Raw genomic sequence first — 23,292 nt, 5'->3', positions numbered from 1 at the left:
AAGTGATTTGATTAAATTGAAAGCCCTATCATGCATAACAGCGACATATCGCTGCCGAAGGATATCCAGCGGCCGGCTGAAGCGGTATTGGTAAATATTACTCCGAAAGAAACCCGTGTAGCCGTTATGGAAGAAAGCAGCTTGTGTGAAATTCACATTGAGCGCAACTGTGGTCATGGCCTGGTTGGTAATATTTATAAAGGAATTGTGCGCCGCGTATTACCTGGCATGCAAAGTGCTTTTATTGACATTGGCCTTGAGCGAGCAGCTTTTCTGCATATTGTCGATGTACTGGAACAGCGCCAGAAACCTGAACAACCTTTACGCATCGAACATATGTTGCATGAAGGTCAGAATATAGTGGTACAGGTTATTAAAGACCCTATCAACACCAAAGGAGCACGCCTGTCCACACAGATATCATTAGCTGGACGCTTTCTTGTACACCTACCTCAGGATCAGCATATCGGTATTTCACAGCGCATTGAGGATGAAGAAGAACGTAATCAATTAAGAGAACGTTTGGAAAATTTGTTACCGGATGATGCCGGTCATGGCTACATTATCCGTACTAGTGCAGAAAACGCTACTGATGCAGAATTGCAGTCTGATATCAATTATTTAACCAAACGCTGGCAAAATATTCAGCAACTGGCTAAAACCAGTGCGCCCGAAACATTGTTATATCAGGATCTGCCTTTGTCACTGCGTGTACTACGAGACATGTACAGCGAAAATATTGATAAAATAATTGTTGACTCGAGAGTCAATTATGAGTTGATGTGTGAATTTGCTACCAATTATTCTCAAGGTGCACTGGATAAACTGCAATTATTCCAGAATGATAGCCCCTTGTTTGAAGCTTACAATATTGAAGCAAGAATCACACAGGCTTTGCAGCCACGCGTTAACCTTAACTTTGGTGGTTATATCATTATTGAGCCTACCGAAGCCATGACCACTATTGACGTAAATACCGGCGGATTTGTCGGTGCACGCAATTTTGAAGAAACTATCTTCAAAACCAATCTTGAAGCCTGCCATGTTATCGCACGCGAACTGAGATTGCGCAATCTAGGTGGCATCATTATCATAGACTTCATTGACATGGCTGATGAAGCACATCAGCAGGAAATTCTCACTGAGCTGGCACAAGCACTGGCGTACGACCGCACCCGTGTCACTCTGAATGGTTTTACCAGTCTGGGACTGGTAGAACTTACACGTAAGCGCACGCGTGAAAATCTGGCACAAATCCTGTGTGAACCTTGTCCTACCTGTCAAGGGCGCGGCCGCCTGAAAACTGCACAAACTATTTGCTATGAAATTCAGAGGGAAATTATACGGGAATCCCGACGCGTGAATGCACAGGAGATACGTATACTGGCCGCTCCGAGTGTAATTGATTTGTTTCTAGATGAAGAAGCACAGTCACTGCAATGCTTAAGTAAATTTATCGGCCAACCGATTACGCTAGCTGTAGAGACCACATACAATCAGGAACAATATGATATTGTTCTGCAATAGAATTAATCTGCAAACGAGAAATGAGAAGTATGAACTTACCTGACGCTGAACAGGCAGAAACCCTGTGGCAAACCATTCGTCGAGAAACTGAACATGCAGTACGCAACGAACCAATTTTAGCCAGCTTTCTGCATCTGAGCGTATTGCGACATAAAAACTTTGCCCGCATGCTCGCTTTTCATCTGTCCACCAAAATGTCCAGTGCGGTGATGGATGCGCGTGCATTGTTCGAAATATATTTGGAAGCCTTACAGCAGGATTCGGCCATTATTCATGCAGCATTGGCGGATATCGTAGCCTATTATGAGCGCGATCCGGCCTGTGACACCTATTCCTTACCCTTACTATATTACAAAGGTTTTCATGCCATTCAAACACATCGGATAAATCATTGGCTCTGGCAGCAAAACCGCCACACCCTTGCCTATTTCCTGCAAAACCGAGCTTCGGAAGTACTAGGAGTGGATATCCATCCCGCAGCATCAATGGGCTATGGCATTATGATTGACCATGGAACCGGAGTGGTAATTGGTGAAACGGCTGTGCTCGGGAATAACATTTCCTTGCTACATGGCGTCACACTAGGTGGTTCCGGTAAAGAAAGCGGTGACCGGCATCCGAAAATCAGTGATGGGGTAATGATAGGTGCCAATGCATCAGTATTAGGCAATATTCGCGTACATACCTGTGCCAAAGTCGGAGCTGGCAGCGTGGTGGTCAACGATGTACCTGAATACTCTACCGTTGTTGGCGTACCTGCACGGGTTATCAGCAAAACCGATAATCATGAGAGTCCAGCACAGGAAATGGATCAGCGGATTTAATATTCAGTTTACTAGTTCTTGTTCTGCTTAGACGATAATAATTATCCGAAAAATATGGGTTTAATTTAGTTTTTGCCTTGACGATAGTTGAATTTCATATAAAAAAATTTATAGGATCTTCGATAAATCACTTTAGTAAACTTGAATAGTCAATATTAAATATATTGAGAGGAGATGTCAGTTAGTCCAGATCAAATCAGCTTTTTTCATTTTATGAATGTATATGATAAAAGCTGGTTTATTTAGATAAATTTAAGCCTTAAGTATTTATTTAGTATAATAAAAGCAAGACATAAAAAAACGCAAACACTGTATAGAGTTTGCGATTAATATGGTGGCGAATCAGGGATTCGAACCCCGGACACAAGGATTATGATTCCTCTGCTCTAACCGACTGAGCTAATTCGCCGTATCTCGTTTTAAGAGAGACGCAATTATACGATATTTTTTTGCGCACGCAAGCATCATTTAAGCAAAAACTATCAAATTATTGTTTTAAAAAATAATTTTATTAAGCTTAAAGGCTTAAATTTTCTTATACCTGAAAAATTCTTGCATTGTTTGTTTCAGCAGACTTTGCCATTCTGGTCAGTGCCGCATAGGTGCAGCAAAGCTTTATGTTACAATTCAGCCATTTTTATATTCTGCTATTTCAAGGAATATCATGAGTTTGAAATGTGGCATTGTGGGTCTGCCCAATGTAGGCAAATCCACCCTGTTTAACGCCCTTACCCAGTCTGGCATTGAAGCTGCTAACTATCCTTTCTGTACCATCGAACCGAATGTCGGCATCGTTGAAGTTCCGGACGATCGTATGGCTGAACTGTCCAAAATTGTGAATCCGAAACGGACTCAGCCGGCTATTGTAGAATTTGTTGATATTGCCGGACTGGTAGCTGGAGCCAGCAAAGGTGAAGGGCTGGGTAATCAGTTTCTGGCCAATATTCGCGAAACCGACGCCATTGTGAACGTAGTGCGCTGCTTTGACGACGACAATATTGTGCATGTTGCCGGTAAGGTTGACCCGATTTCTGACATAGAAGTGATTGGTACGGAACTGGCACTGGCAGACCTGGCCAGTGTGGAAAAAACTATTGTTCGCGAAAGCAAACGTGCTAAATCCGGTGATAAAGAAGCACAGAAACTGGTAGCCGTCCTTGAACGTTTGCAGCAACACTTGCTAGAAGGCAAACCAGTACGCGCAGCCGGTCTGGATCAAGATGAATTAGCTCTGATTAAACCTCTGTGCCTGCTCACGGTTAAGCCAGCCATGTATGTGGCCAATGTGGCAGAAGATGGTTTTGAAAACAATCCCCATCTACAGCGCCTGCAACAACTGGCCACTGAAGAAAATGCACCTGTCGTAGTTTTATGTGCGGCCATGGAAAGCGAAATAGCAGATTTGGATGAGGCAGACAAAGCAGAATTTTTAGCCGAAATGGGCTTGAAAGAACCAGGATTAAACCGCCTGATCCGCGCCGGCTATGAATTACTTGGCCTGCAAACTTATTTCACCGCCGGCGTTCAGGAAGTTAGAGCGTGGACAATCCATAAAGGCGATACAGCACCGCAGGCAGCCGGTGTAATCCATACAGATTTTGAACGCGGATTTATTCGTGCACAGGTCATTGCCTATGATGATTTTATTGCCTGTGGCGGCGAAGCTAAAGCCAAAGAAGCCGGTAAAATGCGTGCCGAAGGTAAAGAATATATTGTCAATGACGGCGATGTTATCCATTTCTTGTTCAACGTCTGACATAAATTCATAACCATTCACGAACAGCCCGTCAGGGCTGTTTTTTCGACCAGCTAAAACGCGGTCCATCAGATAGACATTAGCTGTTTTAACATGTCTCGCTAGCAACAATAATGAAATATACTTTTATCAATCATACTCAACTGAAGAATAATCAATTTATTGTAGGCACAAATGCACTGGCAAACAAATCGTGTAAAATAATGCATCATTATTAATCAGCTAATCAGAAAACAGGCTGTCTGGCCAAACTGGGCATATTCGATTAAAGATATTTGCCATTTCGAAATTCAGATAACCAACATTTTTCTGTTTCGGACAACTTTTATTTGAAAGTATAAATTTTTACCATGACCAGTGTTGTATACGATTTACAGCAACGTGGCCTGATTGCTCAGACCACTGACGCAGAAGCGCTTGATAACTTATTAAACCAGCAAAAAATCACCTTATATTGCGGTTTCGATCCCACTGCAGACAGTCTGCATATCGGCCATCTATTACCTATCTTGGTTCTGCGCCGTTTTCAACTTGCCGGACATACCCCTATCGCCCTTGTAGGCGGAGCTACAGGCATGATTGGCGACCCCAGCTTCAAAGCACAAGAACGTTCACTTAATACACTGGAAACGGTACAGGAATGGGTAGCCAAAATCCGTGCCCAGTTAGAACCATTTCTCAGTTTCGATGGCAATAATGCGGCAATCATGGCCAATAATTTTGACTGGTTTGGCAGCATGAACTGTCTGGATTTTCTGCGCGACATCGGTAAGCACTTTTCTGTGAATGCTATGCTGAATAAAGAATCAGTGAAACAGCGTTTAAGCCGTGATGATGTCGGTATTTCATTTACGGAATTTGCCTACGCCCTGCTTCAAGGCTATGATTTTGCTGAATTGCATCGCCGTCATGGTGCCGTATTACAAATTGGCGGTTCAGACCAGTGGGGTAATATAACAGGCGGTATCGATCTGTCACGTCGTCTGCATCAAGCTACCGTTTACGGATTAACCCTACCTCTCGTAACCAAAGCCGACGGTACCAAATTCGGTAAAACCGAAGGTGGCGCAGTATGGCTCAGCGCTGAAAAAACCTCTCCTTATCAGTTCTACCAGTTTTGGCTGAAAGTTGCAGATGCCGATGTCTACAAATTCCTCAAATACTTTACTTTCCTCAGTGTGGCCGAAATAGAATCCATTGAAGCTCAAGATAAGGCCAGCGGTACCAAACCGGAAGCTCAGCGTATTCTGGCTGAAGAAATGACAAGACTGATTCACGGGGAAGAAGCGCTGGCAGCGGCGGAGCGAATTTCTACAAGCTTATTTGCAGAAGACCAAAGTGCGCTTACAGAAAGCGATTTTCAGCAATTATCTCTGGACGGTTTACCCACTTATACAATCAGTGAATCCATCAATATCGTACAGGCATTAACCACAACAGCACTGGCCAAATCCAACAATGAAGCACGCGGCTTCATCAGCCAAGGAGCGGTCATGGTAAACGGACAAAAAATCAACACTGCTGACTATATTTTCAGTGACAGCGACAAACGTTTCGGCCGCTATACCATTGTACGCCGCGGCAAACGCAACCACGCCTTGCTGATATGGCAATAATTCTACAGCTTCAGTAAGCACATCACTCAAGGGAGTCAATATGAGTAATCACAGCACCATTTTGCAACACCTGCCCGTTGGCGAGAAAGTCGGTATCGCTTTTTCCGGTGGGCTGGATACTTCTACAGCTTTGCTGTGGATGAAACTGAAAGGCGCATTACCTTACGCCTATACAGCCAATCTAGGACAGCCGGACGAAGATGATTATGATGCCATTCCTAAAAAGGCACTAGAATATGGTGCAGAAAAGGCTCGCCTGATTGATTGCCGCACACAGCTGGCACATGAAGGAATCGCCGCTATTCAAAGCGGTGCCTTTCATGTTCACACCGGCGGTATGCCGTATTTCAACACCACACCATTAGGGCGTGCAGTGACCGGTACCATGCTGGTAGCGGCCATGAAAGAAGATGACGTGCATATCTGGGGAGATGGTTCAACCTACAAAGGCAATGATATAGAACGTTTCTATCGCTACGGACTGTTAACCAATCCCGCTTTACGCATTTATAAACCGTGGCTAGATCAACAGTTTATAGACGAGCTGGGCGGACGACATGAAATGTCTGAATTTCTCATTGCTCAGGGCTACAACTATAAAATGTCTGTAGAAAAAGCCTACTCCACTGATTCCAACATGCTGGGCGCAACCCATGAAGCCAAAGATTTAGAAATGCTCAACAGCAGCATGAAAATTGTGCAGCCCATTATGGGCGTAGCATTCTGGGATGAACAGATAACAATTAAACCTGAAGAAGTAAGTGTTCGTTTCGCAGAAGGCGTACCAGTGGCATTGAACGGAATTGAGTTCAATGATCCTGTAGCACTGATTATGGAGGCCAATCGTATAGGTGGGCGCCATGGTCTCGGTATGACCGACCAGATTGAAAACCGCATCATAGAAGCCAAATCACGCGGCATCTACGAGGCACCGGCAATGGCTTTGCTGCACATTGCCTATGAACGCCTGCTGACTGGTATTCACAACGAAGACACCATCGAACAATATCGTATTAATGGTTTGCGTTTAGGCAGATTACTGTATCAAGGGCGCTGGTTTGATTCACAAGCACTCATGCTGCGCGAAACAGCTCAGCGTTGGGTAGCCAAAGCCATTACTGGTGAAGTGACATTGGAACTGCGTCGCGGCAACGATTATTCCATACTCAATACTGAATCTCCGAACCTTACCTACCAGCCGGAACGGCTTAGCATGGAAAAAGTTGATAGTGCCGCTTTTTCTCCTGCTGACCGTATCGGCCAGCTCACTATGCGCAATCTGGATATTATTGATACACGCAATAAACTCGGTATTTATACACAAAGTGGGCTGTTATCAGTTAATCAAGATGCATTGCTACCGCAATTAACCGATAAAAAAGACACGTTGTAATATTTATTAAGCTTTAAACCGGATAGTGTTGATTCACTATCCGATATTTATTTTTTACCTGCAATCATTTGCACCAGAATAGAACCTAGTATCTTAACCAACATAATTTGAAGATATAAAATTTTTGTTTTTAATACATTAAGACATTCAATTTCTGTGAGTAAATGTTTAAAATCAAGCTTGCAGCACTTCATAAGCTTATAGACTTACATTTGAGAGATAAAGGGAAAATTACGCTTCAGAACGAAGCATTATCAATAATGATAGATATGTATCATTACCGTATGAATCGTTATATTATTTGTATAAATACATAATGATGAGTTGATTAGTGGATAAAACAGATAATTTTAGTCGCCATGGCTTTACCATCATCGAAGGGCTGATAACAGAAGACCAGCTAGCTAAAATCGAACAGCAACTAATACAAATTAAATTAACTAATGCTGGAAGCCGGGAATTACTCACCCAGCCGTGGTGCCAGCAGCTAGCTGAAACATTAAAAATGAATGCTCAGCTTGCGCCTTTGCTGCCAATAAATACTGTAGCCATACAATGTACATATTTTAAAAAAACGGCTGAAAAAAACTGGTTGGTGGCTTTACATCAGGATTTAAGCATTCCTGTCAGACACCACTTATCCGCAAAAGGGTTTAGCGGCTGGTCTCACAAACAAAATATGCTGTTTGTACAACCGCCCATACAATATATGGAACAATTGGTCGCAGTGAGAGTACATATTGACGATTGCTTACATGAGCATGGGCCACTGAAAGTGGTTGCAGGTACACACCGTGATGGAAAAATAGCAGAAGCAGATTTGCCTCGGATTCGCGACCAAATAGGTGAGCAGGAATGTACAGTAGTGAAAGGAGATGCAGTAATAATGCGTCCACTTATCGTACATTCATCCTCTAAAGCAATCCAGACCAATGGAAGAAGGGTGTTACATTTTTTATTTGCGCCCGCCACACTGGCTGAAACCATTCCGTTTCAATTCTGTGTCTGAGCATTGATTAATCACAAAATAAAGCAACCAAATTAATGCAATAAAATTTGATTTTTGTGCAGTAAATACCAGACCCATTCTTTTATTTATTTTCTACTCTTCATAATCAGCCTTGATTAAGCAAAAATATTGTATTTATTTCAAAAATACAATTTGAGTATGCTAATCAACAAAGATACACCATTGCTGATAAATTATTTACAGCCGCAGTATCTTTCATCTGTAGGTGGGTTCAGAACAGCCCATAGTTTTCTGGATTAACCATAACAGCATAAATTTTCAGATATCCGCTAGGGTACAAGTGCGTTGCCATAAAGATGTTTTACAGCGTAAATGGCCAACATAATGCAAAGGATAAATTGGTACGACAGAAGGTATATCACCACTACGCATATGAAGTAAATCTGCAGGCGCTACCCATTCAGCAGGCGTATTGGTTAGCGGCAGCCCAGCATAACGATACGCTGCTACCACAAATTGGGAGCAGAAATAGCGGTCAGAAGAAAAAGGGGTGACCTGCACCACTGCCATAGTATTCAAGCATAAATGGCGAAAGGCACGAGGTATAACGGGCAGCTCACATACTTTGCGAGTAATAGTATATGGGGTCTGTTTGGCAATACCTAGATAATTGTATTTACTACCCGCTTCAGCCTGAGCAAAAGCACGAATTTTTTCTGCCTGCAACCCAGTTAATTGCGGATGGCGATAAACCACCAGTAAGGGGCTTTCATCCACACTTTCCGCAAGTGACATAATATGCACACCACTGCCAACAGCTTCGGCAATTTCACCCTCTCCCAAGTATAGAAAGGCATGACTAATCGATGTATTACCAAACAGACGTAATACGCGCGAATTAAAACTGGAATCGGCAGAAAATAAAATATCACCCACTTGCAAATCCATTGGCTGCACTAGAACTACGCCAGTTTGCGGAGCCGTATTCTGGCGCTGAAACTTTACTGCTACATATTTTTTATCTCCTGTTGCATCAGGAACTCGCTGAAACTGTGCCGCACACGCCGCCAGCACACAACAGCAAATACATAAAAACAGCAATTTTGATTGTTTGAGTCCAGAACAGATTAAATATAGTTTTTGTTTTAAATTTGCCATTATGATGCGCAGAATTGTTCCTGAAGCATTACTTATCAATGCTACTTCCCCAATATTTATGCTTGATCAAAGCCAATCTGAATAATACTTTTAAACAATACAATTAAAATCTATCAATTCTTAGTAAATACTGATTATTTCCCTTTTCATAATAACATATATTTACATAAATATTTTGATTCACTGCAAGCATTAGTTCCAATAAGATTTTCCTTAAAGGATGGTTACACGGATCATTTTTTTATCGTTAAAACTTCATTGCTTAATTCAAACTCAAACAAAAAAACCCTGCTCATAGCAGGGTTTTTAATTACCAAAGAAGCTAAAATTATTTAACTTTTTTAGCTACCATGGTGCGGATTTTAACGTCTACACGACGGTCAGGTGCGATACATTCGATCAAAGCAGCACGTTTCTTAGCAGCTGAAACTTTTTTACCCAGTTTAGCTACTTCAGCCTGACAAGATTCGGTCATACGAGCTTCGGATTTACCCAAGCCAACAGCAGAGATTTTCTCAGCAGGAACACCCTTAGAAACCAGATATTCAGCAACAGCATGAGCACGACGATCAGACAGAGTTTTGTTGTAAGCTTCAGAACCTTTAAAGTCTGTGTGACCTTCAACACGTACAACCTGTACGCTGCTGTCAGCCAGACGGGTAGCCAATTGATTCAGAGTATCAATAGCTTCTGGACGAAGAGTAAATTTATCAAAGCCAAACAAGAAGTTAGCTGATAAAGAAACAGTTTCATCAACAAATTTCGGTGCTTCTGGAGCAGCCTGAACTACAGGGTGACCACAGTTGTTACCCAGAGTAGGATCTTTATCGTCGTTGAAACGGTTTTTCACGCACTCAGGGGTACCATCAGCACCATTTTCACGAGTGACAAGAATTTCGCCAGTACCTTTTTCAGGAGCAGAACTGGTAGTATAGCCATTGTAAGCACCAGCAGGTTCACCGGTCCAGTCGGCACCCGGTACAACACCATTGGCAAAAGCGGCAGTTGAAGCAGCCATAGCAACAATCAATGCGCTCAATTTTAGCTGTTTGGTCATGTTATTCCCTCATCAAAAAATTTGTTATGTGTTGATTCAGCCAGAAATAAGCCTGATCAATACACAAATACCATTTACAGGCCGCTCAAACCGGGCGGGTAGCTTGGTAAATCAGGTCTATACTATAAAAAACCGCAGCATAAACTGTCAATATGCAAACTACCAAGGCTAAGCTGCTAGACGACCCGCTTCCTAACTGTGCATCATGCCTAAAAAACAACTTTGTGTCACTTATTTACAACTAAATTCACACCATTACGCTAATTAAGTTGCATTAAAACAACAAGGAAGCCATAGCCTGCCTGATAGGCCGCAGCAAACGGATTAAGCTGAGAAATTGTTAAGACAACAATAAAAGTGTCTCATGTCAGAATGGGTAAATTGAGTTATGATGCAGATAAAGAAGCTTTTTTGTTGTATTTGAGCGACAGTAGATAATGCCAAACTTAAAGGGGCAGAAACAATATGAAGCTGCAACAGTTGCGCTATGCGGTAGAAGTATATCGTCAGAATCTGAATGTATCGGAAGCAGCAGAAGTACTGTTTACTTCCCAGCCAGGGATTTCAAAACAGATTCGCATGCTGGAAGAAGAACTGGGCGTGCCACTGTTTATCCGCCATGGTAAACGCATGGTGGCGGTAACAGCTCCGGGCAAAATTGTACTGGAAACCGCCGAGCGTGTATTGCGTGAAGTACAAAATATCAAACGCATCGGTACTGAATTTGCTGACCAAAATATTGGTTTTCTTACGATTGCCACCACTCATACTTTGGCACGTTATGCATTACCAAAAGTTGTAGCGGCGTTTGTTGAACGCTATCCTCAGGTACAGCTGAGTATTCATACTGCTAGTCCGAAAGCTATTAGCCATATGGTATTGGATGGCGAAGTGGATTTTGCAATCGGTATGGAAATGGAAGTTGAACACCCTGAACTTCGTAAACTAAGTTGTGAAGCATGGAATCGCAGTGTAATTGTTCCAGATAATCATGCGCTGCTGAGTCTCAACCGACCATTACGGCTGGAAGACATTGCTGCATATCCTTTGATTACCTATGATATTGCGTTTAGTGAACAATCTAAAATTGCCCGCGCTTTTACTCAGGAAGGCTGTAATATACCTAAAGTAGCACTGGCTTCGGCTGATACCGACGTAATCAAAACCTATGTTAAACAAGGATTGGGGATTGGACTGATCGCCAGTATGGCTTTTGACAGCTTACAGGACCAAGGTCTACAGATACTGAGTGCCGAACATCTATTTGAGCCTTCATTTTCACAAATTATTCTCAGACATGATGTTTATCTTCGAGGCTTTGGCTACGAGTTTCTGACTCTGTATGCACCGCGGCTTACTCGCTCGCTGATTGAGTCTGCGCTGTATTCACCTTTTGAAGAAGATTTTTCAATTTAAGCAATATTTTAAGTCAAAAGCCATTTTATACAGAATGTATAAAATGGCTTTTTAATCACTATAATCAGCGATTATGGCATCAGCATGCCTCCGTTGACATGTATAGTTTGTCCAGTGATGTAGCGTGCTTCTTCGCTAGCGAGAAACAATACCGCTGCAGCAACATCTTCAACAGTACCGAAATGATGTAATGCAGTTTGTGCGACAAAGGAATCTCGTTGTTCCTGTGGCAGTGCCTGTGTCATATCGGTTTCAATAAAGCCCGGAGCCACACAGTTTACGGTAATACCACGCGAACCGACTTCCCGTGCCAATGATTTGCTAAATCCGACCAAACCAGCTTTGGCCGCCGCATAGTTTGTCTGACCGGCATTGCCGGTGAACCCGATTACCGAAGTCACATTGATAATACGTCCCCAGCGGGCTTTCATCATGCTGCGAGTGACAGCTTTACTGGCACGAAAAGCAGATTTGAGATTGATCTGCATGATCTCATCCCATTCGGTTTCTTTCATGCGCATCAGAAGGTTGTCACGAGTTATACCGGCATTATTTACCAGTATGGCAATATTGCCGATATTACTTTCGATATCTGCTATCAGATTTTCAATACTGTTTTCTTCAGCGATGCGTAATTCACGCCCTTCTCCACCAAATTTAGACAGTGCTTGATTAATACTGGCTACTCCTGAAGCAGATGTGGCAGTACCAATGACTTTTGCACCTTTTTCTGCCAAAAAGCGGGCAATTGCCGCTCCAATGCCACGAGTAGCTCCAGTTACCAGTGCGACTTTTCCTTTTAAATCCTGATTCATTATTTTTCTTTCAGCTAGCTGCATGTGCAGTAATAAAATTTTCTATGGTCTCAACAGTCGTAAATGCAGTACAGCTGGCAGTTTTATCTATACGCTTAGCCAGACCGGCCAGTACTTTACCCGGACCACATTCTGCAAATTCGGTAATACCCTCTGTGACCAGTTTGCTCACGGTTTCTGTCCAGCGTACCGGTGAATACAACTGCTGCACCAATGCCTGCCTGATTGCTTCCGGCTCACTATGCACAGCCACATCCACATTATGTAAAACTCGAATTTTTGGCGTTTTGATTTCTGTTTGTGCCAACGCGGTAGCAAGTTTAGCCGCAGCAGGCTTCATAAGGCTGCAATGTGATGGTACAGAAACCGGTAATGGCAAAGCACGTTTAGCGCCAGCTGCTTTAGCCAGTTCACAAGCGCGGTTAATTGCTTCAGTGCTACCGGCAATCACTACCTGTCCGGGCGAGTTAAAGTTCACTGCTTCGACAACAGATCCGGACAGTTCGGTCTGTGCCTGCAGACATACTTGACGTACTCCATCATCATCCAGTCCTAGTATAGCGGCCATTGCACCTTCACCGGTCGGTACAGCTTCCTGCATCAGCACGGCACGCAAACGCACCAGTTTCACAGCATCTTCAAAGGCCAGACTACTGGCTGCAACCAAAGCTGTATACTCACCCAGACTATGGCCAGCTAGCATAACAGGATTTTGGCCATGCAGCTGCTGATAAACACGCCATGTAGCGATACCTGCTGTCAGCATTAGTGGCTGGGTATTGATGGTTTCATTCAGAGCAGCAGTATCTTCGCCATTAATCAGCGTCCATAAATCCTGCTCAAGCACTGCTGAGGCTTGGTCAAATGTTTCTTTAACCACAGGCATGTCATTGAAACCGGCCATCATATTGAGACTTTGAGACCCCTGACCGGGAAAGAAAAAAGCAATACTCATTGTTTTCCTTGATATGAATAAAACTGACTTCTGATTAATTATAAATGTGGCGGTAGGTTGGCTTGCAGAGGCTGATTATGATGCAGATACATTTTAGCTCCAGCCGGTGCACCTATTGCATAAGCCAGATTGGCTTCTAGAGTCTGGGTAAACGGCCCTTTATAGATTTTGTTGCCCATATGAGTGAGATTAGATTGCGCATCTATGTAGACTTTGCCGCCTAGCTGATTCCATAAACGGCAAAAACTGAAATCCTCAGATAAGTAACGTTTGGTCTGCGGATCAACCAAACAATCGTAAAAACGGTAGTGATAGCCCTGATTGGCAACACCAAGCGAATCAGGCTGATATTGCAGCTCGGGATAAGCTTCCATCAGACGAGTAAAAACCTGACGTTTTATCACCATAAAACCTGTCGGTGCTTCTGGTAATTCAATAAACCCTTCGTCATCAACCTCTACATGCACTTCACGATTCTCATCTTCGCGAGTGATATTAATGGTATAGCGTGTATAAGCAGCATTAAACTGCTGCTGGGTCATATGCGCATCAATACCATCAGGCGGCCAAGATTCTCGCTTGAGCGGATACACGCCGGCAACAATATCACGATCAGACAGAAGCAGGCGCTGAAATGCTTCGGTTGAAAATCCGATGTCCGTATCTATCCAGCACAGATGCGTCCATTCGGAATGAGCCATAAACTCAGCAACACAGTTATTACGGGCTCGTGTAATCAGGCTTTCACCCTGATGCATGAATACCTGAAGGGGAAAACCGGCACGACTATGTGTATCCACTAAAGCCAGTAACGATTGCACATAATTGCCGAAGTAACGGCCATCATGGCTGGGAGACATGACAACTGGATACATACTTGCTAATGCAGTTTGAGGTAGCATAATCCGACTCTGAAAAACAAGGTTAGTATTTCAGGGTAATGGCTCCCCAGGCGAATCCGCCTCCTATTCCTTCAAGCAGCAATGTCTGGCCATGGCGGATTCGTCCGCTTCTAATACCTTCATCAAGAGCCAGTGGGATAGATGCTGCTGAAGTATTACCCTGCTCTGACAGCGTAACAATTACTTTATCCATAGGCACTCCCAGATGGCGTGCTGTGGATTCGATAATACGCAGATTAGCCTGATGCGGAATAATCCAATCTATATCAGCTGGTTGCAGATTGGATTCTTCGATCACTTCTCTAGCCACATTGGCCAGTGCTTTAACTGCGAATTTATAAACTGCCTGTCCATCCATGTAGAGATATGGTGAACCTTCTATAGAACCGGCAGCAATCTTTCCCGGTGTTTGCAGAATTTGGCTATAACTGCCGTCTGCCTGTAATTTGGTACTAATGATACCACCTTCCTGTTCGGAAGCACCAAGAATCACTGCACCGGCACCGTCACCAAACAGAACACAAGTGCGCCTGTCATTCCAGTCCAGCAGCCGGCTAAATGTTTCGGCTCCGATTACCAGTGCGCGCTTCGCCATTCCACTTCTGATATAAGCGTTGGCTGTAGCCATGGCATACATGAATCCGGCACAAACTGCCTGAACATCAAATGCCGGACAGCCGGCAATACCAAGTTTGTTTTGTACGATACAAGCTGTAGCCGGAAATGTCATATCCGGTGTGGAGGTGGCCACGATGATCAGATCAATGTCTTTTGCACTTATGGCTGCATCGGCCAACGCTGCTTTGGCTGCAGCAACGGCCAAATCACTGGTCTGTTCATTTTCTGCGGCGATATGGCGCGCTTTAATTCCTGTTCTAGTAGCAATCCATTCATCAGAAGTGTCGACGATTTTGCTCAGGTCATCATTAGTCAGCCGGCGTGCAGGCAGATAACTGCCTGTACCCAGAATATGAGCATTTAGCATGGCATAGTCTTTATTTACAACAAAGGCCACATTTTAAACAAAGTCATTTAACTTGTCTGCCTTTGTCACAGAGTGATTATTCTTCCAGTGCAGCCAGCTGCTGCGCCACACCAGCCTGAATTTTGGTGATTGAATCTGCTTTAATGGCTTTGTAAGCTTCCTGCAAGGCAAAACAGAAACCAGTAGCATCGGTACCACCATGGCTTTTGATCACCACACCACGCAGGCCCAGAAAAATAGCACCGTTAAAGCGGCGCGGGTCGAGGCGGCGTTTAAATCCTTTGAGGGTAGGTAAAGCAATCAACGCAGCCAGTTTGTTGTATATGCTCCGAGTGAATTCTTCCTTCACGACTGTACCTACAAATTTAACCGCACCTTCAATGCTTTTAAGCATGGCATTGCCGGTAAAGCCATCGACTACCAGCACATCCACCTCAGATGTAAAAATAGCGTTGCCTTCTACATTACCAACAAAATTCAAATCGCTGCGCTGTATTAGCTGGTGCGTTTCCTTTACCGTGGCATTACCCTTGATATCTTCTGTGCCCACATTGAGCAAGCCTACCCGAGGTCGAGTGTTTTCAGGCGAAAGAGCGGCTACTTGCTGGCTACCTACAATGGCAAACTGTAAAAGCTGAGCACTGCTACAATCAACGTTGGCACCCAAATCCAGTACCAGTGTCATGTGGTTGTTGCGGCCAGGTAAAAACTTAGCTATTGCCGGCCGGTCAATACCGGCAATGGTTTTCAGTACAAAGCGCGCAGTTGCCATCAGAGCGCCGGTATTACCGGCTGACACAGCAGCCTGTGCTTGCCCTTCTTTAATCTGGTTGATGGCCACACGCATGGAAGAATCTTTTTTATTCTTAAGTGCTGAAGTTGGCTCTTCATCCATACCGACGACTTCACTGGCCGGACAGATTGTAATCCGCTCCAGTGAAGCATTGGCTTTGATCAAAGCACTTCTGATTTTGGTTTCATCTCCGACCATAATCAGGGCTGCATCAGTCTGCTGCTGTAAAAATGTCAGCGCTCCGGGAATGGTCACATCCAATCCGAAGTCACCACCCATTGCATCTACTGCGATGGTTTTTAAGGTCATAACCTATGCCTCAGGAGTTGTCTGCGCAGCTACATTTTCATAGTGCTCATCAATATCAAGGGCATCCCATGGATAGTTAATCCACCAGTCATCAACCTGAATGGCACTGTAAAAAGGTAAATCTGCTGGCAACACCCCTTTTTTGGGTTTGCGTTTTTCATGCAGCACGGCTACACCAAGCTGCTGAAATCCTTCATGCTGTAATTCACGAACACAGTATTCGAGCGTGGCTCGACTGTCGTCCACTTCGTCAACAATCAGCAGTTTTTTGTCTTTCATTTTCTCGTCAAAGCCATTTGTCCATTGAATTTTCTGCGGACAGTCAGTTGGACGGTCATTGATATCGTAATAAGACAAGGTAACGGTATAAACAGGAATATTCAGAAAACTACGTAAGATACGTGCCGGAATGAATCCGCCGCCGCCAATAGCAATCATTGCATCGAATGATTGTCCTGATTTCTGAATTTTTTCGGCCAATTGCTTGATGGCACGATGTATGTCTTCGTAGTTATACCAGATTTTTTTCATGGGAAACTCGAGTCAATATACAGCAGGTCGCTGATGGCTGCTGGTAAAGTGGAAGTATTATTTTAGCTGGATAATATATCCTGCTAATTATGGATACAAAAAAGCCAGTGATTGCACAAGCAATGTCTGGCTTTCATAAGCTATGAATAATCACAGATGTGAGTTATTCACCTTTGGCTTTAATTACCTTGCGTCCACGGTACATACCATTCGGGGAAATGTGGTGACGCAGATGTACTTCGCCGGTAGCGGTGTCAGTAGACACCTGTACAGCGGTCAGTCCATCATGGGAACGGTGCATACCACGTTTTGAAGGTGATTTTTTGTTCTGTTGTACTGCCATGTTAAAGCTCCTGGAAAATTAGGTAAATTCGTTAGTGGCCGCTTTTCAGTCCTGCCAGTTTGGCAAATGGATTGCCAGCGTCTTGATTGGTTTTGGTTGCCAGAGTGTGATCACAGTCTTCATGTCGCGGAGCTACCGGAATGGCCATTAAAATCTGGTCTTCCAGAAGCGCAGTCAGATTATATTCTGCACTCCATACCATGCCTTCGAGTGTTTCATCAGCGGCCATGGCCTCGTCCAATAGCTGTTCGCTGGCAAAGAGCACCACACGCGACTGGTCATTCAGCGTCCAGGAAACAGCCTGTAAACAGCGCTGACACACCAGTTTTAGTTCACCTTCTATACTGATATCGATAAAAGGACGCTGCCAACGGTCAATACCTCCGCTGACTTTATACTGGATAACGCCATCGCGTTGTGCTAAAAGTTCATGTGACCAGACCCGCCGATCCAGTGCTTGAAGCTGCAATTGACCGCTGAGTTGTTGCTGTTCACGAGTGAACGTCGCCGTATCAATCAAAATAGGGTCTAACATAAACGGCGGATGATATAATTTAAGCTTTATCATGTCAATGAGTTCGCACTTATGCCGAATGAGAAAAAGCTGATTCTGGCTTCTAGTTCACGTTTTCGTCAGCAGCAGCTTAGGCAGTTGCATATCCCTTTTGAAGCGGTTAAACCTGATTTTGAAGAAACACCACTTGCGGCAGAAACCGCACCACAGACTGCATTGCGTCTGGCTGGAGGTAAAGCACAGTCACTGGCTGAGCTTTATCCGGAAGCACTGATTATCGGCTGCGATCAGGTAGCTTGGTGCCGTGAACAGCAATTAGGCAAACCTCTGACCGTGGCAAAAGCACAACAGATGCTGAAATATTTAAGTGGTCAGGAAGTGATATTTTATAGTGCGCTAACTCTGCTAAATGTAGCTGAAAAGCGTCAGCATCAGCATATTGATGAAACTCGCGTGCAAATGCGCGCTCTGACTGATACACAAATTAATCATTATTTAACACTTGAAGCAGATGCAGTGTACTGTGCAGGAGCTGCCAAAAGCGAAGGACTGGGAGCACTGTTGATTAAACAGATTGACACCACTGACCCAAATGCATTGATTGGTTTACCAATTTTTCGTCTGGTGGATTTTTTGCTGGCAGAAGGAATTAATGTTCTATGAGTAATCCGGTGCTTTATCTGATTCCTACACCATTGGGTACAGCAGATACGCCTAGCCTGCTGGCACATGAACGGGAATATATTGTTGATTTGACTGATTTTGTGGTTGAAGCAGAAAAAACTGCACGGGCGCATTTAAAAGCGTTTGGTGTACATACGCCGATTCGGGAGCTGAATCTGCGTACTTTAAATGAACATACTCTAGAACGCGATATTGCTGTTTTATTAGAGCCTTTACAGGCTGGGCGTAGTATGGGCCTACTTAGTGAAGCCGGCTGTCCAGCTGTGGCCGATCCGGGCGCACAACTGGTTGCACTGGCTCATCAGGCAGGTTTTACGGTCATACCGCTAGTAGGCCCTTCCAGTATTATGCTGGCACTGATGGCTTCAGGAGCAAATGGTCAGTGTTTTGCGTTTAAAGGTTATCTGCCGGCTGAAAAAAATGCGCGGATTGAACGGTTGCGCGTTTTGGAAAACCGTTCACGCCAGGAAAATGAAACTCAGCTTTTTATTGAAACGCCTTACCGTAACGATGCTTTGCTTGCTGATGCTATTGCCAGCCTGCATCCTCAAACTCGTCTGTGTATTGCCGCGGATTTAACGCTGCCTACTCAAACTATTATTAGTCAGAATATTGCTAAGTGGCGCAGCATGAAAACCTTGCCAGTGCTGAAAAAAAGACCCTGTTTGTTTGTGTTGTATGCGAGCTGATAGCTGATAGACATTTTTTATCAAATTATTTCTTCACTACCCTTGTCAAGGTACATATGGCTGCCTATAATGCACAACTTATTTCGGAGTGTAGCGCAGCCCGGTAGCGCACCTCGTTCGGGACGAGGGGGTCGAAGGTTCGAATCCTTTCACTCCGACCAGATTTCTAAAACCGTCTGTACCAGTGTACAGACGGTTTTTTATATATACTACAACATATGCCGATGTACTTTTATTGTAAATAATTAATCCTTCTATTTATACCAAAGTAAATTATATTATGCTGTATGGTAATAAATTTTTTCAAATTATTGTTTTTAAATTACTATTTATCACCCATTCTACTTAAGTAGCATATAACTGTTATTTAGTAATTAATAATGCTTTTCTGTTAAGTTATGTTGGCTTTATAATCAACAAATTATGTCTCTTATGGCTCATAATAAATTCTATACTCTGTAGTTTTTAAACACAAACCATCGAAAGATCAGTATGTTACCACTCGAAATTGAGGAAATGAATCCGCCACCGAAAAAACAGCGGTGGTATCAGGTTCTTTATGTACAGGTAATAATTGCCATTATTATTGGTATTTTACTTGGCAATTTTTTCCCCAGTGTTGGCGAAAGCATGAAGCCGTTGGGAGATGCTTTTATCAAGTTAGTTAAAATGATCATCTCACCGGTTATTTTCCTTACTGTGGTAACCGGCATCGCTGAGATGACCAATATGAAAACCATGGGACGAGTGGCCGGCAAGGCCATGGTTTATTTTCTGACCTTTTCTACGCTGGCTCTGGCTATCGGTTTGATTGTGGCCAATATTGCTCAGCCAGGTCATGGTCTGAATATTGACCCGAGTTCTTTACAAAGTGCAAAAGTACATGAATATGTACAGAAATCACATGAATCCAGCCTGACTGGTTTTCTGATGGACATCATTCCAACTACAGCGATGAGTCCGCTTACTAATGGCAATATTTTGCAAACTCTGTTTATTGCCATTCTGTTTGGTATTTCACTGGCATTGATTGGTGAAAAAGCCCGTCCGCTGATTAATATCTTTCAGGATTTATCGGCTCCGGTTTTCAAAATGGTGTCTATTCTGATGCGTGCGGCTCCAATAGGTGCGTTTGGTGCCATGGCGTTTACTATCGGTAAATACGGTATTAGTTCGATTGGTAATCTGCTCTATTTGATTCTGACTTTCTATATTTCTTCGGTATTGTTTATTCTGATTGTGTTGGGTGCAGTAGCACGTTACAACGGTTTTTCGATTATCAAACTCGTGAAATACATTAAAGAAGAACTGCTGCTGGTACTGGGTACTAGCTCTTCCGAAGCTGCTTTACCTACACTGATGCAGAAAATGGAAAAAGCCGGCTGTCAGAAATCAATTGTGGGGCTGGTGGTACCAACGGGCTATTCCTTTAATCTAGATGGTACTAATATTTACATGACAATGGCTGCGCTGTTTATTGCACAGGCATGTAATATTGATCTTACTCTGGAACAGCAGGTTCTGCTGCTGCTTGTAGCCATGCTCAGCTCTAAAGGCGCAGCGGGTGTGACTGGCGCTGGCTTTATTACACTAGCTGCTACATTATCTGTTGTACCATCTGTACCGGTAGAAGGCATGGCGCTTATTCTAGGTATTGACCGCTTTATGTCTGAATGCCGCGCCCTAACTAATCTAGTAGGAAACGCCTGTGCCACGATTGTGGTGGCTCGCTGGGAAAAAAGTTTGGATTCAGAACGCCTACATGAGGTATTGAACAAATAGCTCTTTCGGAGCATCACAGCTCATGTCAGACAATAGTAGGTAATAAGTGATGGAATAAGTATTTCGTCACTTATACTAATACATCCAATAAAAAAAAGACCCGTTAAATTAAACGGGTCTTTTTTTATAGCTTAAATCAACCGACTTTCATACCGGGTTTGGCACCACTATCCACATCCAGTAAAAACAATTTGCCATTTCCGGCGGCAGAAGTAATCATGCCTTCTGACATACCGAATTTGGCCATTTTACGAGCTGCGAAATTGGCCACCACAATAACCATGCGGCCGACCAGTTTTTCCGGCTCTGGATAGCTGGCCGCGATACCAGAAAAGATGGTGCGTTGTTCAAAACCAAGGTCTACCTGAAATCTCAGTAATTTGCTGCTACCTTCCACTTTTTCACAGCTCATTACTTTGGCGACGCGCATATCAATTTTCATAAAGTCGTCAAATGAAGCGGTGGCAGCCACTGGTTCATACGAGGCTGCCGGAACCTCTGCTGTCGGCTGGATATTCTGACGATTGGCGGCAATTAGGTCATCTATCTGTTTTTGTTCAACACGCTGCATGAGATGCTGATAGGTATTAATGCTGTGGCCGGCAGGTAATACAGAAATACTATCAGACCATTTTAACGGAGCCACATTAAGAAAGGCAGCCGCTTCAGCGGCCAGTCGCGGTAATACAGGTGACAGATACACTGTCAGGATACGGAAAGCATTAATCAGCTCGCTACATACCTGCTGTAACCGTGCTTCCTGCCCTTCCTGCCGTGCCAGTTCCCATGGTTTGTTGGCATCGACATATTCATTCACCACATCAGCCAGTGCCATGATTTCACGTAGAGCGCGTGCATATTCGCGTGCTTCATAGCTGACGGCAATGGCTTCACTCTGTGCCTGCAACTGCGGCAGTAATGAACTGGTGCTGACGTCTGTTAATTTACCTTGAAAACGCTTGCTGATGAAACCAGCTGCGCGGGCGGCAATATTGACATATTTGCCGACTAAATCGCTGTTCACGCGGGCAATAAAATCATTCAGATTTAAATCCAGATCTTCAATTTTGCTGTTGAGTTTGGCAGCAAAATAATAACGCAGCCATTCTGGATTCAAGCGTTGTTCTAGATAAGAACGTGCAGTGATGAATGTACCACGGGATTTAGACATTTTCTGCCCGTCAACGGTAAGAAAACCATGAGCAAATACACCGGTTGGTGCGCGCAGATTGGCATATTTCAATGTAGCCGGCCAAAATAGTGCATGGAAATAGAGAATGTCTTTACCAATGAAATGATACATTTCGGTATCAGTATTAGGTTGGAACCATTGCTCAAAATCAACGCCAATACGATTACACAGATTTTTAAAGGAAGCCATATAGCCAATTGGGGCATCTAGCCATACATAAAAATATTTGCCCGGTGCATCCGGAATTTCAAAACCGAAATAAGGAGCATCCCGACTGATGTCCCAATCACTCAGATTGTCATCATCCAACCACTCTTTCATTTTATTCAGGGCTTCTGCCTGTAGGTGCGGTTGCATGCGGCCATCTGCCAGCAGAGTACTGCCGGCAGTCCATTGCTTCAGATAATCAGCACACTCGCCAAGTTTGAAGAAGAAGTGTTCTGATTCTTTCAGTACCGGTGTAGCACCGGAAATCGCTGAATACGGCTTAATTAACTCAGTTGGGCTATAAGTCGTGCCGCAGACTTCACAATTATCACCATATTGATCTTGTGCATGGCATTTTGGACATTCGCCCTTTACAAAGCGGTCTGGCAGAAAAAGATTTTTTTCTGGATCGAATAGTTGTTCAATCGTACGGCTTTCAATTTTGCCATTGGCTTTTAAGGCCAGATAGATGCTGCGTGATAAAGCTTCGTTTTCTGGAGAATGGGTGCTGTAATAGTTATCGTAGCCAATGCCGAAACCACTAAAGTCGGCCAGATGGTCTTCCCGTACTCTGGTAATCATTTCTTCTGGCGAGATGCCTTGCTTTTGTGCCGCCAACATTACCGGAGTGCCGTGAGTATCATCAGCGCAGACGTAATAACATTCGTGGCCACGTGCTTTTTGAAAACGTACCCAGATATCAGTCTGGATGTGTTCTACCATATGTCCCAGATGTATGTTGCCATTGGCGTACGGCAAAGCTGAGGTAACCAGTATTTTGCGTTGTTGTGTCATGATTTGCTGTATCGTTGAAATTCACTAAAAACTACTGAAATTATACCAGAGCCTTTTTGCTGCAACAGTAATGACCGCT

Annotated in this window: 21 protein-coding genes and 2 tRNA genes; 11 read left to right on the top strand and 12 right to left on the bottom strand. The window is 43.8% G+C overall.

Features of this window, described 5'->3' with window-relative positions:
• The first annotated feature begins 30 nt into the window (after positions 1 to 30).
• Both rng and cysE read left to right on the top strand, forming a co-directional pair.
• The gene (gene rng, locus ACQP6D_RS04025) at positions 31 to 1,527 is read left to right on the top strand and encodes a ribonuclease G (RefSeq protein WP_427857500.1); all 1,497 of its coding nucleotides are present in this window, start codon (positions 31 to 33) and stop codon (positions 1,525 to 1,527) included.
• Between the two features lie 29 nt (positions 1,528 to 1,556).
• The gene (gene cysE, locus ACQP6D_RS04020; protein WP_267408534.1) at positions 1,557 to 2,351 is read left to right on the top strand and encodes a serine O-acetyltransferase; all 795 of its coding nucleotides are present in this window, start codon (positions 1,557 to 1,559) and stop codon (positions 2,349 to 2,351) included.
• 332 nt (positions 2,352 to 2,683) lie between these two features.
• Here the strand turns inward: cysE and ACQP6D_RS04015 are convergent.
• A tRNA-Met gene (locus tag ACQP6D_RS04015) sits at positions 2,684 to 2,760 on the bottom strand.
• 255 nt (positions 2,761 to 3,015) lie between these two features.
• Here ACQP6D_RS04015 and ychF point away from each other — a divergent pair.
• The 4 genes from ychF to ACQP6D_RS03995 all read left to right on the top strand — a co-directional run bounded on the left by ychF (position 3,016) and on the right by ACQP6D_RS03995 (position 8,125).
• Positions 3,016 to 4,107: a redox-regulated ATPase YchF gene (gene ychF / locus ACQP6D_RS04010; RefSeq protein ID WP_100140458.1), complete on the top strand. Its 1,092-nt coding sequence runs from the start codon at positions 3,016 to 3,018 to the stop codon at positions 4,105 to 4,107.
• Between the two features lie 350 nt (positions 4,108 to 4,457).
• A complete protein-coding gene (gene tyrS / locus ACQP6D_RS04005) occupies positions 4,458 to 5,723 on the top strand; it encodes a tyrosine--tRNA ligase (RefSeq protein ID WP_100151789.1) in 1,266 nt (421 codons plus the stop codon).
• 40 nt (positions 5,724 to 5,763) lie between these two features.
• Positions 5,764 to 7,116, top strand: a complete 1,353-nt coding sequence (gene argG, locus ACQP6D_RS04000) for an argininosuccinate synthase (RefSeq protein WP_427857499.1) — start codon at positions 5,764 to 5,766, stop codon at positions 7,114 to 7,116.
• Between the two features lie 331 nt (positions 7,117 to 7,447).
• Entirely contained in the window at positions 7,448 to 8,125 is a 678-nt protein-coding gene (locus tag ACQP6D_RS03995) for a phytanoyl-CoA dioxygenase family protein (RefSeq protein ID WP_427857498.1), read from the top strand.
• A gap of 279 nt (positions 8,126 to 8,404) precedes the next feature.
• On the opposite strand, the gene ACQP6D_RS03990 is transcribed toward ACQP6D_RS03995, so the two are convergent.
• Both ACQP6D_RS03990 and ACQP6D_RS03985 read right to left on the bottom strand, forming a co-directional pair.
• The gene (locus ACQP6D_RS03990; RefSeq protein WP_427857497.1) at positions 8,405 to 9,160 is read right to left on the bottom strand and encodes a hypothetical protein; all 756 of its coding nucleotides are present in this window, start codon (positions 9,158 to 9,160) and stop codon (positions 8,405 to 8,407) included.
• Positions 9,161 to 9,572: 412 nt separating this feature from the next.
• Positions 9,573 to 10,301 carry an OmpA family protein gene (locus tag ACQP6D_RS03985; RefSeq protein WP_100140463.1) on the bottom strand — a complete coding sequence of 243 codons (729 nt, stop codon included), beginning with the start codon at positions 10,299 to 10,301 and terminating at the stop codon, positions 9,573 to 9,575.
• A 465-nt stretch (positions 10,302 to 10,766) separates the two neighbouring features.
• Between ACQP6D_RS03985 and ACQP6D_RS03980 the strand changes: the two genes are divergently transcribed.
• The gene (locus tag ACQP6D_RS03980; protein ID WP_100140464.1) at positions 10,767 to 11,717 is read left to right on the top strand and encodes a LysR substrate-binding domain-containing protein; all 951 of its coding nucleotides are present in this window, start codon (positions 10,767 to 10,769) and stop codon (positions 11,715 to 11,717) included.
• A gap of 71 nt (positions 11,718 to 11,788) precedes the next feature.
• Here the strand turns inward: ACQP6D_RS03980 and fabG are convergent, their stop codons facing one another.
• The 8 genes from fabG to ACQP6D_RS03940 all read right to left on the bottom strand — a co-directional run bounded on the left by fabG (position 11,789) and on the right by ACQP6D_RS03940 (position 17,885).
• Complete coding sequence (fabG, locus tag ACQP6D_RS03975; protein WP_427857629.1) at positions 11,789 to 12,535, bottom strand: 3-oxoacyl-ACP reductase FabG; 747 nt, start codon at positions 12,533 to 12,535, stop codon at positions 11,789 to 11,791.
• Between the two features lie 7 nt (positions 12,536 to 12,542).
• Positions 12,543 to 13,487, bottom strand: coding sequence for an ACP S-malonyltransferase (gene fabD, locus ACQP6D_RS03970; protein WP_427857496.1), 945 nt, complete (start codon positions 13,485 to 13,487; stop codon positions 12,543 to 12,545).
• A gap of 38 nt (positions 13,488 to 13,525) precedes the next feature.
• Positions 13,526 to 14,389 (bottom strand): hypothetical protein, encoded by an 864-nt coding sequence (locus ACQP6D_RS03965; RefSeq protein WP_267404168.1) that lies wholly within the window; start codon positions 14,387 to 14,389, stop codon positions 13,526 to 13,528.
• Between the two features lie 22 nt (positions 14,390 to 14,411).
• Positions 14,412 to 15,374, bottom strand: coding sequence for a beta-ketoacyl-ACP synthase III (locus ACQP6D_RS03960; RefSeq protein ID WP_267392155.1), 963 nt, complete (start codon positions 15,372 to 15,374; stop codon positions 14,412 to 14,414).
• 76 nt (positions 15,375 to 15,450) lie between these two features.
• Entirely contained in the window at positions 15,451 to 16,476 is a 1,026-nt protein-coding gene (gene plsX / locus ACQP6D_RS03955) for a phosphate acyltransferase PlsX (RefSeq protein WP_427857495.1), read from the bottom strand.
• Positions 16,477 to 16,479: 3 nt separating this feature from the next.
• Positions 16,480 to 17,007 carry a phosphoribosyltransferase gene (locus tag ACQP6D_RS03950; protein ID WP_100140469.1) on the bottom strand — a complete coding sequence of 176 codons (528 nt, stop codon included), beginning with the start codon at positions 17,005 to 17,007 and terminating at the stop codon, positions 16,480 to 16,482.
• A gap of 163 nt (positions 17,008 to 17,170) precedes the next feature.
• Positions 17,171 to 17,350 (bottom strand): 50S ribosomal protein L32, encoded by a 180-nt coding sequence (gene rpmF / locus ACQP6D_RS03945; RefSeq protein ID WP_100140470.1) that lies wholly within the window; start codon positions 17,348 to 17,350, stop codon positions 17,171 to 17,173.
• Between the two features lie 31 nt (positions 17,351 to 17,381).
• Positions 17,382 to 17,885, bottom strand: a complete 504-nt coding sequence (locus ACQP6D_RS03940; protein WP_367487032.1) for a YceD family protein — start codon at positions 17,883 to 17,885, stop codon at positions 17,382 to 17,384.
• A 51-nt stretch (positions 17,886 to 17,936) separates the two neighbouring features.
• Here ACQP6D_RS03940 and ACQP6D_RS03935 point away from each other — a divergent pair, with 51 nt between their 5' ends.
• The 4 genes from ACQP6D_RS03935 (at position 17,937) to ACQP6D_RS03920 (ending at position 21,019) form a co-directional block, all read left to right on the top strand.
• Complete coding sequence (locus ACQP6D_RS03935) at positions 17,937 to 18,527, top strand: Maf family protein (protein WP_100140471.1); 591 nt, start codon at positions 17,937 to 17,939, stop codon at positions 18,525 to 18,527.
• On the top strand, positions 18,524 to 19,237 hold the full coding sequence (locus ACQP6D_RS03930; protein ID WP_427857493.1) for an SAM-dependent methyltransferase: 714 nt from the start codon (positions 18,524 to 18,526) through the stop codon (positions 19,235 to 19,237). Before ACQP6D_RS03935 ends, ACQP6D_RS03930 begins: the two co-directional genes overlap by 4 nt.
• A gap of 84 nt (positions 19,238 to 19,321) precedes the next feature.
• Positions 19,322 to 19,398, top strand: a tRNA-Pro gene (locus ACQP6D_RS03925).
• A 331-nt stretch (positions 19,399 to 19,729) separates the two neighbouring features.
• Complete coding sequence (locus tag ACQP6D_RS03920) at positions 19,730 to 21,019, top strand: dicarboxylate/amino acid:cation symporter (RefSeq protein ID WP_100140473.1); 1,290 nt, start codon at positions 19,730 to 19,732, stop codon at positions 21,017 to 21,019.
• Positions 21,020 to 21,155: 136 nt separating this feature from the next.
• On the opposite strand, the gene metG is transcribed toward ACQP6D_RS03920, so the two are convergent.
• Positions 21,156 to 23,213: a methionine--tRNA ligase gene (gene metG, locus ACQP6D_RS03915; protein ID WP_427857492.1), complete on the bottom strand. Its 2,058-nt coding sequence runs from the start codon at positions 23,211 to 23,213 to the stop codon at positions 21,156 to 21,158.
• Positions 23,214 to 23,292: the final 79 nt, after the last annotated feature.

Source organism: Snodgrassella sp. CS2 (assembly GCF_050310315.1).
GTDB classification, from domain to species: domain Bacteria; phylum Pseudomonadota; class Gammaproteobacteria; order Burkholderiales; family Neisseriaceae; genus Snodgrassella; species Snodgrassella alvi_E.
Note: the sequence above shows the minus strand (reverse complement) of the source record. Positions and strands in the feature narration are given on the sequence as shown.

Excerpts from the sequence above, each read along its gene's own strand:
- rng (WP_427857500.1), top strand. The coding sequence starts at position 31 with ATGCATAACAGCGACATATCGCTGCCGAAGGATATCCAGCGGCCGGCT.
- cysE (WP_267408534.1), top strand. The coding sequence starts at position 1,557 with ATGAACTTACCTGACGCTGAACAGGCAGAAACCCTGTGGCAAACCATT.
- ychF (WP_100140458.1), top strand. The coding sequence starts at position 3,016 with ATGAGTTTGAAATGTGGCATTGTGGGTCTGCCCAATGTAGGCAAATCC.
- tyrS (WP_100151789.1), top strand. The coding sequence starts at position 4,458 with ATGACCAGTGTTGTATACGATTTACAGCAACGTGGCCTGATTGCTCAG.
- argG (WP_427857499.1), top strand. The coding sequence starts at position 5,764 with ATGAGTAATCACAGCACCATTTTGCAACACCTGCCCGTTGGCGAGAAA.
- ACQP6D_RS03985 (WP_100140463.1), bottom strand. The coding sequence starts at position 10,301 with ATGACCAAACAGCTAAAATTGAGCGCATTGATTGTTGCTATGGCTGCT.
- ACQP6D_RS03980 (WP_100140464.1), top strand. The coding sequence starts at position 10,767 with ATGAAGCTGCAACAGTTGCGCTATGCGGTAGAAGTATATCGTCAGAAT.
- fabD (WP_427857496.1), bottom strand. The coding sequence starts at position 13,487 with ATGAGTATTGCTTTTTTCTTTCCCGGTCAGGGGTCTCAAAGTCTCAAT.
- ACQP6D_RS03965 (WP_267404168.1), bottom strand. The coding sequence starts at position 14,389 with ATGCTACCTCAAACTGCATTAGCAAGTATGTATCCAGTTGTCATGTCT.
- ACQP6D_RS03960 (WP_267392155.1), bottom strand. The coding sequence starts at position 15,374 with ATGCTAAATGCTCATATTCTGGGTACAGGCAGTTATCTGCCTGCACGC.
- plsX (WP_427857495.1), bottom strand. The coding sequence starts at position 16,476 with ATGACCTTAAAAACCATCGCAGTAGATGCAATGGGTGGTGACTTCGGA.
- ACQP6D_RS03950 (WP_100140469.1), bottom strand. The coding sequence starts at position 17,007 with ATGAAAAAAATCTGGTATAACTACGAAGACATACATCGTGCCATCAAG.
- rpmF (WP_100140470.1), bottom strand. The coding sequence starts at position 17,350 with ATGGCAGTACAACAGAACAAAAAATCACCTTCAAAACGTGGTATGCAC.
- ACQP6D_RS03940 (WP_367487032.1), bottom strand. The coding sequence starts at position 17,885 with ATGTTAGACCCTATTTTGATTGATACGGCGACGTTCACTCGTGAACAG.
- ACQP6D_RS03935 (WP_100140471.1), top strand. The coding sequence starts at position 17,937 with ATGCCGAATGAGAAAAAGCTGATTCTGGCTTCTAGTTCACGTTTTCGT.
- ACQP6D_RS03930 (WP_427857493.1), top strand. The coding sequence starts at position 18,524 with ATGAGTAATCCGGTGCTTTATCTGATTCCTACACCATTGGGTACAGCA.
- ACQP6D_RS03920 (WP_100140473.1), top strand. The coding sequence starts at position 19,730 with ATGTTACCACTCGAAATTGAGGAAATGAATCCGCCACCGAAAAAACAG.
- metG (WP_427857492.1), bottom strand. The coding sequence starts at position 23,213 with ATGACACAACAACGCAAAATACTGGTTACCTCAGCTTTGCCGTACGCC.